Source organism: Kutzneria sp. 744, from assembly GCF_000568255.1.
Taxonomy (GTDB): Bacteria; Actinomycetota; Actinomycetes; order Mycobacteriales; family Pseudonocardiaceae; genus Kutzneria.
The window spans coordinates 2,499,427-2,513,088 of the sequence record NZ_KK037166.1; the positions used below are offsets into that span (position 1 = coordinate 2,499,427).

Genomic DNA, 13,662 nt, shown 5'->3' on the forward strand with positions numbered 1-13,662 from the left:
TCGAGGGCACAATGCCGATTCTGTCCGACTAGGACGAACACTGAGTGACGAGCGGACCAACAGTGCTGGACTCCCCTGACCGCAGCCTTAGGATTCCCCACGATAGAGATTGCCGATGACCAGGAGCGACCTCGTGCGGACACCCCGTCCCCTGCCGGCGGCGATCGCGTTGGTCGGCGTGGGAGCGGTTGTCGCGGTGGCGGTCTGGCGGCCCTGGGAGGGCTCCGCCGACGCGGTCGGCGGGCCGGCGCAGATCACCGTGTCCCGCAGCGCCTGCGGCCAGGGCTGGAACGATGCCAAGGCCGGTCGGCAGACGTTCACCGTGCACAACACCGGCGACGCCGCGGCCGAGGTCGACCTGGTCGAGCTGGACAGCGGCAAGGTGTACGGCGAGGTCGAGGGGCTCGGGCCGAACACCAGCGCGTCGATGGACGTGCAGCTGGGAGCCGGCCAGTTCGCCTTCCGCTGCCTGATCGAGGACACCGATCCGCTCACGGGCCCGGCCGTGCGGCTGCAGGGCGACGCCGAGGGCGGCGCGGCCGTGGTTCCGGTCACCAAGAACGACATGCTGCCGCTGGTCAAGCAGTACGAGGCCGCGGTATCCGCCGGCGTCGCCGATCTCGTTGCCAAGACGGACAAGCTGCGCGACGACATCGGCGCCGGCAACCTGGACACCGCCCGCGCCGACTGGCTGCCGGCGCACCTGGCGTACAACTCGCTCGGCGCGGCCTACGGCGCGTTCGGCGACTTCGCGGACAAGATCGACGGCTCCGACGCGGGCTTCCACCCGCTGGAGAAGGGCTTGTGGCACAACGCCTCGGCCGCCGATCTCAAGCCGATCGCCGACCAGCTGTCCACCGACGTGCACGGGCTTCAGGCCGACCTGCCCAACGAACAGGTGGATCCGAACGATCTCGGGCTGCGGGCCCACGAGATCATGGAGAACGCGCTTCAGTTCGAGCTCACCGGCGAGAACGACCAGGGCAGCGGTACGGTGCTGAACACCGCGCTGGCCAACCTCGACGGCAGCGCCAAGGTGCTGGCCATCCTGGACCCGGTGCTCAAGCCCCGCTACGCCGACCTACCGGCCGTGCAGAAGTGGTCGGACCGCACGCGGACGCTGCTGACCGCCCACCTGAACACGCCGGTCGGCCAGCTGGACCGGACCACCCGCGAACAGATCAACGGGGCCGTCGGCGAGCTGCTGGAGAAGCTCGCGCCGGTGGCCGCGATCTGCGAAGTACGGAGGAGTTCATGACCGGCGTCGGCCGCCGTTCCTTCCTGCGCGGCGCTCTCGTCGGCGCGGGCGCGGCGGCGGTGACCGGGCTGTCGGTGACCGCCGACGCCGAGCCGTCGACGGCGGTGGCGTTCCACGGCGTGCACCAGGCCGGCATCGACACCCCGCCGCAGAAGCAGGCCGTCTTCGCCTCCTTCGACGTGATCGCCGCCGACAAGGCCGAGCTGACCGCGCTGTTCCAGACGCTGACCGACCGGGCCCGGATGCTCACCGCGGGCGGCGCGCTGCCGCCGCTGGGCATCACCGCGCCGCCGGCCGACTCCGGCGTGCTCGGGCCGGACATGCCCGGCGACGACCTCACCGTCACGGTCGGTGTCGGCGCCTCGCTGTTCGACGACCGCTACGGCATCAAGGACCGCAAGCCGGCCAAGCTGACGCCGATGAAGGCGTTCCCCAACGACAGCCTGGACGACAGCCAGTGCCACGGGGACCTCAGCCTCCAGCTGTGCGCCGCCGAGACCGACACCGTGCTGCATGCGTTGCGGGACATCGCCCGCCACACTCGTGGCGCGATGCAGCTGCGCTGGCGGATCGACGGCTTCCAGAACCCGCCCCGCCCCTCCGGCACGCAGCGCAACCTCATGGGCTTCAAGGACGGCATCGTCAAGCCCGTGCCGGCCGACTTCGACAAGCTCGTGTGGGTGGGCAAAGGCAACGGTGAGCCCGCCTGGACCGAAGGCGGCAGCTACCAGGTGCTGCGCCAGATCCGCATGCTGGTGGAGTTCTGGGACCGGGTGTCGGTGGGCGAGCAGGAGAACATGTTCGGGCGGCGGCGGGACACCGGGGCGCCGCTGGACGGCAACACCGAGACCGACGTGCCGGACTACCCCGCCGACCCGACCGGCACGGCGATCCCGCTGACCAGCCACATCCGCAAGGCCAATCCGCGGACCGACGACACCGCGCCGAGCCAGTTCCTGCGGCGCGGCTACAACTACGACCGGGGCACCGACTCCGTCGGCGACCTGGACATGGGGCTGATGTTCTGCGGCTACCAGCAGGACATCGCCCGGCAGTTCGAGGCCGTGCAGACCCGGCTGGTCGACGAGCCGCTCGTCGACTACATCAGGCCGGTCGGCGGCGGCTACTTCTTCGCGCTTCCCGGTGTTCGGGACAGCAACGACCACTTCGGACGGTCGTTGCTCACATGAGTCACTCAGGAGGAAAAGGCATGCCTAGAAGCCGTGTCCTGGCCACGGCCGCCGTGGCCGCGACGGGGCTGTTGCTGGCCGCGTGCAGCGGTGGCGACGCCAACCAGGTGGCCAACGCCGCCGACTCGTACCAGATCGTGCGTCCCACGACGCCGATCCAGCACGTCGTGGTGATCTTCGGCGAGAACATCTCGTTCGACCACTACTTCGGCACCTACCCGAACGCCACCAACGCCGACGGGACGCCGTTCAAGGCCGCGCCCGGCACGCCGCACGTCAACGGGTTGTCGCAGAAGCTGTTGACCGACAACCCCAACGCCTACAACCCGAAGCGGCTGGCCCCGTCGCAGGCGCTGACCTGCGACCAGAACCACAGCTACGGGCCGGAGCAGAAGGCCGTCAACGGCGGCAAGGACGACAAGTTCGTCGAGAACACCGAGACCGACAAGTGCACCGGGCAGCCGGTGCTGTTCGGCGAGCCCGGCCTGGTGATGGACTACTTCGACGGCAACACCGTCACCGGCATGTGGAACTACGCGCAGCACTACGCGCTGAGCGACAACTCCTTCGACACGGTGTACGGCCCCTCGTCCCCGGGCGCGATCAACCTGATCTCCGGCAACACGCACGGCGTGCAGGCGATCGACCCGAAGACCGGCAAGCCCACCACCGACGCGTACGCGGTGCAGTCTCCCGACAAGAACGGGATCGGCACCATGACCAACGACCCCGACCCGTACTACGACGACTGCTCGAACAACAACGGCAAGTCGGCCAACAACCTGGCCGTCATGCACGGGCAGAACATCGGTGACCTGCTCAACCAGAAGCACGTCACGTGGGGCTGGTTCCAGGGCGGCTTCAAGCCGACCTCGACGAGCCCCGACGGCAAGGCGGTCTGCGGCGCGACGCACGCCAACGTCGGCGGCAACGCGTCCAACGACTACAGCCCGCACCACGAGCCGTTCATGTACTACCAGTCGACGGCCAACCCGAAGCACCTGGCGCCGACCTCGGTCAACGCCATCGGCCACACCGACCAGGCCAACCATCAGTACGACACCTCGGACTTCGACGCGGCCCTGGCGGCCAACAACCTGCCGTCGGTCAGCTTCCTGAAGGCCGGCGAGTACCAGGACGGGCACGCCGGTTACTCGGACCCGCTGGACGAGCAGGCGTTCATCGTGCGTGAGATCAACCAGCTCCAGAAGTCCAAGGAGTGGTCCTCCACGGCCGTCGTGCTGGCCTACGACGACTCCGACGGCTGGTACGACCACGTCACGCCGCCGAAGGTCAACGGCTCCAAGGACGCGGCGCTCGACCAGGCCTCGGTGTGCGGCCGCGCCCCGGTGTCCGGCGGCTACGCCGACCGCTGCGGCTACGGCCCGCGCCTGCCGCTGCTGGTCGTCTCGCCCTACGCCAAGACCAACCACGTCGACCACTCGCTGACCGACCAGACCTCGGTGCTGAAGTTCATCGAGGAGAACTGGCGGACCGGCCCGATCGGCGACCACTCCTTCGACCAGCGCGCCGGCAGCCTCTTCGGCATGTTCAACTTCTGGCAGCGCCCCAGCGACAAGAAGCTGATCCTCGACCCCAAGACCGGGGCCGTGGTGAAGTAACCACCGACTCCGCTCCCCCTTTATGCAGGGAAGGACGCCTTACCCTCGTTGAACGCGGGTAAGGCGTCCTTCCCTGCATTGGGGGTCACAGACCGCGAGCGAGGCTAAGGCCAACGCCTCACCACTCCCTTAGAGTTGTCCCTCCATTCTAGACGCATTCGGCAGAACGTTTAGCGGACTTCCAGTCTGAACGGCAGCGACCACTCTCCAACCGCACGTATTCCCGGTAAACCAGACGCGGCTATAACTTCGGGTAACTACTCGTAGAGTTACGAATACGTGAGATGCCCCGCTCATTCCTACAGGACGGTGATACTGGATTGAGTCCTGGGGAGAGGGAACGCCGGAAAAATGAGGCTTTCTCGGCGAAGCGGGCGGTGAGGCCGAAGCGGTCCTGGAGGCCGCCGGCCACGAGGTCGCGCAGCGGTCCCTTAGCCAGCAGCAGACCGCCGGCCAGCACGGCGTCGCGGTAGCCGGCGGCGACGGGGCCGAGGGCGGAAACGGCGGCCAGCAACAGCTCCGCGGCCTCGGTGACGATCTCGGCGGCCACGGAGTCGTCGTGGTACAGCGCGGTGACCAGGGGCGCGAGGCTGGCCAGCCGCAGGGGCGGCTCGTTGTAGACGGCGGCTTCCAGCGAGGTCACGTCCGGTTCGGCGGCCAGCGCGTAGCAGATGACGTCGATGAGCTTGGTCGGGCGGCCGCGGCCGTCGATCATGCGCAGCACGGCGCGAACGGCCTGCCGACCGACCCAGAAGCCGGAGCCGTCGTCGCCGACCAGCCAGCCGTTGCCGTCCACGTGCCGGGCCAGCCGCCAGTTCCGCAGCTCGGCGGCGGCCGCGCCGGTGCCGGACAGCACCAGCACACCATCGGGTGACTCGCTGCCGGCGGCGAAGGACACCTCCACGTCGCTGACCACCCGGGGCGTGACGATGCCCAGGTGGCGGGCGACGCGGGCGACCTCGTCCAGCAGCGGCCGGCCCGCGGTGGGCCCGCCGGCCAGCCCGATGACCGCCGCGGACACGCCGGCGGCAGTATGGTTCCCGAGCGCCTGCCGGAGCGCCGACTCCAGTTGCTGGCCGGCGTGCTCGACACCGTGCACAACGGGATTGGCGCCGGCGGCCCTGCCGGTGCCGAGGACGGCGCCGTCCGAGTCGACGAGCACCGCCCTGGTGTTCGAACCGCCAGCGTCGACGCCGAGATACATGGAATAGAAGAGTAGACGGCCCGGTTCCCCGGTCGTCGGTACACACGAGGTCGGGGGGATCATGGATTCCTGGATGTTGATGCGCGGCGCGATGGCCAGGGCGGACACGCCCAAGCAGGTGCGCCGCGGGACCCTGCGGCGGGTGCTGGAGTTCGCCCGCCCGCACTGGGGCAAGCTGGCGTGGTTCCTCGGCTTGACGGTGGTGGACGCCTTCCTCGCGGTCAGCACGCCGGTGCTGGCCGGTCGGGTGGTGGACGGCATCATCAACAAGACCGCGCTGGGTGTGGTGATCGGGCTGGCGGCGCTGATCGCGCTGGTGGCGGTGATCGGCGCGGCCACGAGCCTGGTCGAGCGCTGGCAGTCGTCGCGGATCGGCGAGGGCCTGATCTACGACCTGCGCCGCACGGTGTTCGAGCACGTGCAGCGCATGCCGGTCGCCTTCTTCACCCGCACGCGGACCGGCGCCCTGGTCAGCCGCCTGAACAACGACGTGATCGGCGCCCAGCGGGCGTTCACGTCCTCGCTGTCGGGCCTGGTCACCAACGTGATCCAGCTGGTGCTGACGCTCGTCGTCATGCTGTCGCTGTCGTGGCAGGTCACGCTGCTGGCGCTGGTGCTGCTGCCGGCGTTCCTGTTGCCGGCGCGGCGGATGGGCACCCGGATGGCCGGGCTGGAGCGGGAGGCCGCCGGGCTGAACGCGTCGATGACCAACCAGATGACCGAGCGCTTCTCCGCGCCCGGCGCGACGCTGGTGAAGCTGTTCGGGCGGCCCGGCGCGGAGGCGGCGGAGTTCGGCGACAAGGCCGAGCGGGTGCGGGACATCGGCGTGAAGACGGCGATGGCCACGCGCTGGTTCCTCACCGGCATGGCGCTGCTGCCGACCGTGGCCCAGGCCGTGGTGTACGGCGTCGGCGGTTGGCTGGCGCTGAGCGGTCAGCTGGCCGCCGGCACCGTGGTGTCGTTGGCGTTGCTGCTGACCCGGCTCTACACGCCGCTGGCCGCGCTGGCCAACGCCCGGGTGGACATCATGACCGCCCTGGTGTCGTTCGAGCGGGTCTTCGAGGTGTTGGACGTGCGTCCGATGATCGTGGAGGCCGAGCGCACCACTCCGCTGCCGGCGGGGGCGGTGTCGGTCGAGTTCGACGACGTGCGGTTCGGCTACCCGTCGGCGGACCAGGTCTCGCTGGCCTCGCTGGAGGCGGTGGGCCAATCTGGACACCCGGGGCGGGGCAGGAAGTGTTGCACGGCATCAGCTTCCGGGCCGAGGCCGGGCAGCTGGTGGCGTTGGTCGGGTCTTCGGGCGCCGGCAAGTCGACCATCGCGTCGCTGGTGCCGCGTCTGTACGACACGGTGTCGGGCTCGGTTCGTCTGTCCCGATGTGGACGTCCGCCAGCTGTCGTTCGACGACGTCCGGGGCGCGGTCGGTGTGGTGACGCAGGACGGGCATCTGTTCCACGACACCATCGACGCCAACCTGCGGTACGCGCGACCGGACGCCACCGACGAGGAGCTGTGGGACTCCATCGAGCGGGCCCGGCTCGGCGACCTGGTCCGGAGCCTGCCCGACGGCCTGGAGACCGTGGTCGGCGAGCGCGGTTATCGGCTGTCCGGCGGTGAGCGGCAGCGGCTGACCATCGCCCGCCTGCTGCTGGCCCGGCCCCGCGTGGTGATCCTCGACGAGGCGACCGCGCACCTGGACTCCGAGTCGGAGGTCGCGGTGCAGGCCGCGCTGACCGAGGCCTTGCAGGGCCGGACCGCGCTGGTCATCGCGCACCGGCTGTCCACCATCCGCGCCGCCGACCAGATCCTCGTGATCGAGGACGGCCGCGTGGTGGAGCGGGGCAACCACGTCGAGCTGATGGCCGCCAACGGTCGTTACGCGGAGTTGCACAACACGCAGTTCCGCGAGCAGCCCTCCGTGGCCTAGCTCGTGGCGCGGCCCTTGGCGTTCTCCAGCAGCCACAGCGCCGCGACGGATGCCGCCAGCACGGACCCGGCCACGATCAGCGCGGCCGGGTCCGGCAGGTAGAGCGGCAGGGCGAGGCCCGACGCGCCGCGGCCGACCAGCTTGAACACGAACGGCAGGACGCCGCTGTGTATGCCGACGAAGGCCGCCACCATCTGCAGGATCTCGCAGGTCCGCTTGCTCATCACTACCCCCCGGATGTTTTATGATGCGATCGCACCATAACAGATCGTGAGGAGCCTCGGTGCCCAAACTGGTCGACCACGAGCAGCGGCGACGCGAGATCGCCGCCGCCGTCTGGCGGCTGGCCAGCGTCAGTGGGCTGGAGTCGGTGAGCCTGCGCCAGGTCGCCGCCGAGGCCGGCGTGTCCATGCGGCTCGTGCAGTACTACTTCGAGACCAAGCACGGGATGCTGCTCTACGCCTTGAAGCACCTCAACGAGGTCCTGGAGCAGCAGGTCCGGGCCCGCCTCGACCTCGGCCGCGAGCCCACGCCCCGTGAGATCATCCGGGCCACCCTCGTCGAGCTCGTGCCCGTCGACGAGCGCAGTCGCATGGTGTCGCTGGTGTTCATCGCCTTTTTCGTGCGGGCCTTGAACGATCCCGCCCTGAGCGAGGCCTTCCGCGGCGACGGCACCGACGAGCTGGCCGCCTTCTTCGCCACCTTGATCCGCGATTCCCAGGCTTTGGGGACCTCACCGGCATGGCTGCATCCCGAGCGTGAGGTCGCCACCCTGATGGCCGTCGCCAACGGCATGGGGCCCGACGTGCTGGTCGGCACGGTCACGGCGGAGGAAGTCCTGGCGACGTTGGACTACAACCTGGATCGTATCTTCCCGCCTCCGCACTAACCCACTCTTTCGCCACATGCGCTTCCTATGTGTCGCTTGATGCCACATAGGAAGCGCATGTGACATCAAGCGGGGCGCAGCCCCACATGTGGCGCACATGTGGGGCTGGAGGGCGAATGTGGCGCACATGTGGCGGGGGCTGGGGTGTGAGAGGGTGGCCTGGTGGAGCTGAAGCTGGAGTTGGTGCTGCTGCCCGTGGCCGATGTGGACCGGGCCAAGGCGTTCTATGCCGACAAGTGCGGGTTCGCCGTGCATGTCGACCACCGGGCCGGGGAGAACTTCCGGGTGGTGCAGATGGATCCGCCGGGGTCGGCGTGCTCCATCGCGTTCGGGGTCGGGATCAGCGACGCGGAGCTGGGCACGGTCAAGGGGCTGCACCTGGTGGTCAACGACATCGCGGCGGTCAGGGAGTCGTTGGCGGCCAAGGGGTTGGAGGTCAGCGAGGTCCGGCACATGAAGGACGGCTGGCAGCCGGGCGTGGACCCAGACCACGCCGACTACAACTCCTTCGCGGACTTCGCCGACCCGGACGGCAACACCTGGGTGTTGCAGGAGAAGGGCTATCAGTCGTCCAGCGCCGAGTAGACGCCGTTCCAGAAGTCCAGGTACAGCGGGGAAGTCAGCGGGAACGCGGCCTGCTGGGTCATGAGAACGGCCGTGAGCTCCTCGGCCGGGTCGTTGTGCCATGACGTGCCGAGACCGCCGTCCCAGCCGTAACGGCCGGGGGTGGCCCAGAGCTGGTCGCGCTTGGTGACGACCTGCACGCCGAAGCCCCAGCCCCGGTGCTCGCCGAAGAAGCCGGGCCAGAAGCCGTCGGAGGCGTGCTGGGCGGGCGTGAGGTGGTCGGTGGTCATCAGGGCGACCGACGACCGGGACAGGATGCCCTTTCCGTTGCCCAGCAACATGGTCGCGAAGGCCAGGTAGTCGTCGGCGGTGGAGACCAGACCGCCGCCGCCGGCCTCGAAGGCGGGCGGCTTGCTCCACTGCCCGTCGACGGCGTCGAAGACCTGGCCGTCGGAGTAGCTGTCGGTGAGACGGCCGAGTTTGTCGGCCGGCACGTGGAAGCCGGTGTCGATCATGCCGAGGGGCTCGAACAGGTGCTCCCGCATCGCCTCGCCCAGCGTCGTGCCGGTGGCCCGGGCCAGCAGCACGCCCAGCACCTCGGCGCCGACGTGGTACATCCACCGCTCCCCCGGCTGGGCGAGCAGCGGCAACGTGCCGAAGCGGCGCATCCACTCGTCCGGCTCGGGCGGCCCGGCCGGCCGCGGCGGGCCGTCGCCGAGCCCGAGGTTCAGCGCCGCGGCGGCGACCTGCACGGGATAGGTGCCGGGCGGGGCGAAGATGCCGCCCCAACCGAGACGGAAGGTCAACAGGTCCCGCAACGTGATGGGACGGTTGGCCGGCACGGTGTCGTCGAGCGGGGCGTCGATGGACGTGAGGACCCGACGGTCGGCCAGCTCGGGCAGCAGCTCGTCGACGGGGTCGTCCAGCCGCAGCCGGCCCTGCTCCACCAGCGCCATGGCCAGCGCGGCGGTGATCGGCTTGGTCATGGAGCTGATGCGGAACATGGTGTCCCGCCGGACATCCCCGATCACGTCGACGTGCGTCTCGCCGCGACGGTGGATCACGCTGACCAGGCCGGGGCAGGCCCCGCTGTCGACGTGCCGGCGCAGGGTGTCGTACAGGCGGGTCAGGCCCCGGCTGGACAGGCTCATCGCGTGAACACCCCGACCCAGCGGTTGTCCCGCTCCTCCACGGACACCGGCGTGACGCCGTCAACCGCGAAGCCGTCGACCTGGCTTCGGGTCAGCGGCCAGGGCGGCCCATCGGGGATGGTGCCCTCCTCACGGGACATCGCGACCACGAACAGCGTGCCGCCGGGCGCCAACAGGGTGCCGACGGCGGCGGTGGCCTCGGCCCGGATCGACTCCGGCAGCGCCTGCACGGTGAAGATCTCGACGATGAAGTCGAAGGCCCGCAACCATTCCGGCGGCAGGTCGAACAGGTCGGCGACCTGGAAGTCGACGCCCGGGTGCCGCTCGTGGGCCACCTCGATCGCCGTCTCGGAGACGTCGAACGCCGTGGTGGCAAAGCCCTTCCCGGCCAGGAAGCCGGCGTCCACGCCGAGCCCGCAGCCGACGACCAGGCCGCGCTTGCCCTGGCCCGTGCGGCCTTCGAGGTACTCGGCCAGCATCGGGTGCGGGTGCTGCCGGTTCCACGGCATCAGGACCTCGCCGCGCACGCCCTCGGCGTACAGGCGGTCGAACCAGGACGTCGGCTGACCGACGGCGATCGCTTGCGCGGCAAGGCGATCGCCGCGCAGGTCCCAGTCGTCGGTGGCCATCTCGGCGACGGCCGTGATCACCCTGTCCCAGGCCCGGGGCGGCAGCTCGTGGCCGACCTGCTTGAGCGTCAGCAGCTCGGCGCCGGGAATCGCGTCGGCCAGCGCCCGACCGTGCTCGATCGGGAACAGCGGGTCCTCGTCGCCGTGGATGACCAGCGTCGGCGCGGTGATCTCGCCCAGCCGGCCGGTCCACGAATCGATCCTCTTGGTCGCGTGCGCGTTGCTCAGGGCCTCGATGTTCTTGGTCCGCGCGTACTCGTCGGTGACGAGCTTGCGGGTGGCGGCCTCGTCGAACGGCACGGACCGCGCGGCGTAAGCCCGCCAGGCCGCGACCGCCGCCTCGACCGGATCGGACGGCTGCTCGGCGGCGAAGAAGGCCCGCAGCGCCTCGGTCGGGCCGGGCAGATCGGGGCCGCCGCCGCTGGTGGACAGCAGAGTGAGCGAGGCGACCCGGTCGGCGTGATTGATGCCGATCAGCTGGGCGACCGCGCCGCCCATCGAGATGCCGACGAAGTGCGCGCGCCGCACGCCGAAGTGGTCGAGCAGCGCGATCGGGTCGGCGGCCAGGTCGAGCATGGTGTAGCCGGGCTCGCCCACCGGGTAGGTGGTGGACTGGCCGGTGTCCCGCATGTCGTAGCGGATGACGAAGCCCGCCGCCTCGGCCAGCTTCTGGCAGAACTCCGGCTGCCAGAAGTCCTTCGAGCCGCCGGAGCCCGACAGCAGCAGCACCGTCGGCCGGCCCGGCTCGCCGAAGGTGTCCGCGTCGATCTCCACACTGTTGACGTTCACGATCATGGTTGTCCCCCTTCGGGACGACCCTATCGCGTGACGTGAGCCACCACCGGTCGAACACATGTTCGATGTCGTGGTAGAGTGGCTTTCGAGAGGGTGAGCCGTGAGGGGAAGTCACGGCTCACCCTCTCGCCCACTTCCGGCAGGATGCGCCCGTGGACATCAACACCGGGAACCTGCGCGACCTGGCGCGCGTCATCTCCGAGAACCTGCGGGCCAACGGTTTCCCCGCCGAAGGGGCGGCCAACCGGCAGGTGCTGGCGGTGGCCGAGGAGTGCGGCGAGTTCGTCGGGGCCTACCGTCGCTGGTCCGGGCAGGCCCGCCGGACCGGCACCGCCGAGGAGCTGAGGGCCGAACTGGCCGACGTGGTCATCACGGCCTTCGTGGCCGCCGAGGAGCTCGGCATCGACCTCGACCAGGCCATCACCGAGAAGGCCGGCGTGGTCCTCACCCGCGGCTGGCGCGAGCAAACATCTCCTCGGTGACCTCCCACAACCTCTCGGCGTGCCCCTCGCCCAGCGCCCACGGGGCGACGCCGACCATCCAGCCGTTGCTGTCGTGCACCACCTCGGCCTCGTTGCAGTCCTGGAAGTAGCGCCGCCGACACCTTTGACCAGTGGCGACGCGGCCAGCAGGATCGAGGTGGCGGCGCCCTGCTCGACGGTCTTGGGCGGCACGGTGGCGAAGCGGGTCATGCCGACCAGCGCCTCGGCGTTGGTGTGCTGCTGGAGATTGGTCTGGATGTAGCCGGGCATCAGGGAGTTGGCGGTGATGCCGTCGCCGGCCCAGCGCCGGCTGGCCGCCACCGCGAACAGCACGTCGGCGGTCTTGGACTGGGCGTACGCGCCGAACGGGTGGTAGCGCCGGAAGCGGTAGTGGATGTCGTCGAAGACGATCGGCGACGCCAGGTGCAGCGCGGAGCTGACCGACACGATCCGGGCCTCCCCGGCGGCGGCGAGCGAGCCGTGCAGGGCGTTGGCCAGGGCGAAGTGCCCGAGGTAGTTGGTGGCGAAGTGCAGCTCCCAGCCTTCGGCCGTGCACTGCTCCGGCACGGCCATGATCCCGGCGTTGTTGACCAGGATGTCCAGCGGCCCGGACCAGCCCTTCGCGAACTCCTCCACCGATGACTGATCGGCGGTGTCGAGCCTGCGCACGTCGACGTTCGCCCCGATCTTGGCCGCCACCTGCGCGCCGGCGCCGAGATTGCGCACGGCGAGGATCACCTCCGCCCCGGCCGAGGCCAGCGCGCGGGCGGTTTCCGTGCCGAGGCCCGAGGTCGCGCCGGTGACGATCGCGTGCCGGTCGGTGAGGTCGACGCCGTCCAGAACCTGTTCCGCCGTCGAGGAAGCGCCGAACGGCGTGCTGATGCGTGTCATGCCTTCGACGCTCGGTGACCAGCGATCTCCAGCGCGGCGGCGGCCTGCGCGAGGCGACCCGACGGGCGGTTCGGGCCCAGATCGCAGCCGCGGCCGTCGAGCTCTTCGCCGAGCACGGCTTCGAGCAGACCACCGTCGACCAGATCGCCGGCGCCGTCGGCATGTCGCAGCGCAGCGTGTTCCGCTACTTCGCGACCAAGGAGGACATGGTCGTCGGCGAGCTCATCGAGGAGAGCCATCGCGTCGTCGAAGCCCTGGTCGCCCGCCCGGCCAACGAGTCGCCACACACGGCGCTGCGCCGTGCCCTCGACGTCTGCGTCGCTTCCCTGACGAGCGACCCCGGCGTCCGACGCGGCCGCATGCTCGCCAACACGCCGGCGTTGCAGATCGCCCGCGCCCAGAAGCACCGGCAATGGGTCGAGCTGCTGCGGCCTGAGCTGGCCCGCCGCCTCGGCGACACCGCGCGCACAGACCTGGTCGCCGGCTCGATCATCACGGCGACGCTGTCCTGCCTGGAGATCGCCGGCGAGGAATGGATCCGACACGACTGCGCGGAGCCGCTGGGCGAGCTGTTCGACGCTGCCCTGGCAGCGCTCCGCGACTGATCGACATTCCCCCGACCGGCGAGGAAATGGCCTGCGGGCGACACATCCGGAACGGGATTTCCGGCTTTTCGTCACAGCGTGTGCACGGCAAGAGGTTGAATGCGCCACTATCGGAAGGGGAGGGTGACTCACCCCCAGCGGGTCACCCTCCCCGGCTCGTTTCCCCCGGACAGAAACGCTTTTCTCCGAATCGGGCGTCAGTCTAGCCCAGGGCGAAGAAGGCGGCCAGCACCATTTACCCGAACCGCCCGCGGACTGGGACAACGCCCAGTTGACCACCCGTTCGGCGTCACAAAGCGCATTCCGGGGTCCGGTCATTGCCAAAGGGCGAGACGCGGCAGCTCGGGGGCGTTTTCCGGGTGTCCGGCCGGGCGGCCGACGAGGACAGCCGCCGGACATTTTCGTCACACTCATGAATGAGGAACGGGCCGTGCCTTGCGGGGCAGGTCACCGGC

The 13,662-nt window shown here is 69.9% G+C and carries 11 protein-coding genes and 2 pseudogenes; 8 read left to right on the forward strand and 5 right to left on the reverse strand.

The window, feature by feature from the left end:
• The first annotated feature begins 115 nt into the window (after window positions 1-115).
• The 3 genes from KUTG_RS11010 to KUTG_RS11020 are packed head-to-tail and all read left to right on the forward strand — an operon-like array spanning window position 116 to window position 4,070.
• Window positions 116-1,258 carry an EfeM/EfeO family lipoprotein gene (locus KUTG_RS11010; protein WP_084579156.1) on the forward strand — a complete coding sequence of 381 codons (1,143 nt, stop codon included), beginning with the start codon at window positions 116-118 and terminating at the stop codon, window positions 1,256-1,258.
• The gene (gene efeB / locus KUTG_RS11015) at window positions 1,255-2,448 is read left to right on the forward strand and encodes an iron uptake transporter deferrochelatase/peroxidase subunit (RefSeq protein WP_043716678.1); all 1,194 of its coding nucleotides are present in this window, start codon (window positions 1,255-1,257) and stop codon (window positions 2,446-2,448) included. The genes KUTG_RS11010 and efeB overlap by 4 nt, the downstream gene beginning before the upstream one ends.
• A gap of 20 nt (window positions 2,449-2,468) precedes the next feature.
• Entirely contained in the window at window positions 2,469-4,070 is a 1,602-nt protein-coding gene (locus KUTG_RS11020) for a phospholipase C (protein WP_043716680.1), read from the forward strand.
• A gap of 241 nt (window positions 4,071-4,311) precedes the next feature.
• Here KUTG_RS11020 and KUTG_RS11025 read toward each other — a convergent pair whose 3' ends face one another.
• Entirely contained in the window at window positions 4,312-5,274 is a 963-nt protein-coding gene (locus KUTG_RS11025) for an N-acetylglucosamine kinase (RefSeq protein ID WP_052394320.1), read from the reverse strand.
• Between the two features lie 61 nt (window positions 5,275-5,335).
• Between KUTG_RS11025 and KUTG_RS11030 the strand changes: the two are divergent.
• Window positions 5,336-7,201 (forward strand): annotated as a pseudogene (locus KUTG_RS11030) (ABC transporter ATP-binding protein).
• Here the strand turns inward: KUTG_RS11030 and KUTG_RS11035 are convergent.
• Window positions 7,198-7,425: a hypothetical protein gene (locus KUTG_RS11035; protein WP_043716682.1), complete on the reverse strand. Its 228-nt coding sequence runs from the start codon at window positions 7,423-7,425 to the stop codon at window positions 7,198-7,200. The pseudogene KUTG_RS11030 and the gene KUTG_RS11035 sit on opposite strands and share 4 nt — an antisense overlap.
• 59 nt (window positions 7,426-7,484) lie before the next feature.
• Here KUTG_RS11035 and KUTG_RS11040 point away from each other — a divergent pair, with 59 nt between their 5' ends.
• The gene (locus KUTG_RS11040) at window positions 7,485-8,090 is read left to right on the forward strand and encodes a TetR/AcrR family transcriptional regulator (RefSeq protein WP_043716683.1); all 606 of its coding nucleotides are present in this window, start codon (window positions 7,485-7,487) and stop codon (window positions 8,088-8,090) included.
• Between the two features lie 162 nt (window positions 8,091-8,252).
• Window positions 8,253-8,675 carry a VOC family protein gene (locus tag KUTG_RS11045; protein ID WP_043716684.1) on the forward strand — a complete coding sequence of 141 codons (423 nt, stop codon included), beginning with the start codon at window positions 8,253-8,255 and terminating at the stop codon, window positions 8,673-8,675.
• Here KUTG_RS11045 and KUTG_RS11050 read toward each other — a convergent pair.
• A complete protein-coding gene (locus tag KUTG_RS11050; protein ID WP_043716685.1) occupies window positions 8,654-9,805 on the reverse strand; it encodes a serine hydrolase domain-containing protein in 1,152 nt (383 codons plus the stop codon). The genes KUTG_RS11045 and KUTG_RS11050 overlap by 22 nt on opposite strands.
• Entirely contained in the window at window positions 9,802-11,229 is a 1,428-nt protein-coding gene (locus tag KUTG_RS53245) for an alpha/beta fold hydrolase (RefSeq protein ID WP_052394321.1), read from the reverse strand. The genes KUTG_RS11050 and KUTG_RS53245 overlap by 4 nt, the downstream gene beginning before the upstream one ends.
• 260 nt (window positions 11,230-11,489) lie before the next feature.
• Between KUTG_RS53245 and KUTG_RS66085 the strand changes: the two genes are divergently transcribed.
• Window positions 11,490-11,711 (forward strand): MazG nucleotide pyrophosphohydrolase domain-containing protein, encoded by a 222-nt coding sequence (locus KUTG_RS66085; RefSeq protein WP_369794633.1) that lies wholly within the window; start codon window positions 11,490-11,492, stop codon window positions 11,709-11,711.
• A 171-nt stretch (window positions 11,712-11,882) separates the two neighbouring features.
• On the opposite strand, the pseudogene KUTG_RS66090 reads toward KUTG_RS66085, so the two are convergent.
• Window positions 11,883-12,602 (reverse strand): annotated as a pseudogene (locus tag KUTG_RS66090) (SDR family NAD(P)-dependent oxidoreductase); the annotation flags it as partial.
• 14 nt (window positions 12,603-12,616) lie between these two features.
• Here KUTG_RS66090 and KUTG_RS11070 point away from each other — a divergent pair.
• Window positions 12,617-13,207 carry a TetR/AcrR family transcriptional regulator gene (locus KUTG_RS11070; RefSeq protein WP_043716687.1) on the forward strand — a complete coding sequence of 197 codons (591 nt, stop codon included), beginning with the start codon at window positions 12,617-12,619 and terminating at the stop codon, window positions 13,205-13,207.
• Window positions 13,208-13,662: the final 455 nt, after the last annotated feature.

What these genes read in the sequence shown, in the direction of transcription:
- KUTG_RS11010 (WP_084579156.1), top strand. Translation starts at nt 116, where the DNA reads ATGACCAGGAGCGACCTCGTGCGGACACCCCGTCCCCTGCCGGCGGCG.
- KUTG_RS11050 (WP_043716685.1), bottom strand. Translation starts at nt 9,805, where the DNA reads ATGAGCCTGTCCAGCCGGGGCCTGACCCGCCTGTACGACACCCTGCGC.
- KUTG_RS11020 (WP_043716680.1), top strand. Translation starts at nt 2,469, where the DNA reads ATGCCTAGAAGCCGTGTCCTGGCCACGGCCGCCGTGGCCGCGACGGGG.
- KUTG_RS11035 (WP_043716682.1), bottom strand. Translation starts at nt 7,425, where the DNA reads ATGAGCAAGCGGACCTGCGAGATCCTGCAGATGGTGGCGGCCTTCGTC.
- efeB (WP_043716678.1), top strand. Translation starts at nt 1,255, where the DNA reads ATGACCGGCGTCGGCCGCCGTTCCTTCCTGCGCGGCGCTCTCGTCGGC.
- KUTG_RS11025 (WP_052394320.1), bottom strand. Translation starts at nt 5,274, where the DNA reads ATGTATCTCGGCGTCGACGCTGGCGGTTCGAACACCAGGGCGGTGCTC.
- KUTG_RS53245 (WP_052394321.1), bottom strand. Translation starts at nt 11,229, where the DNA reads ATGATCGTGAACGTCAACAGTGTGGAGATCGACGCGGACACCTTCGGC.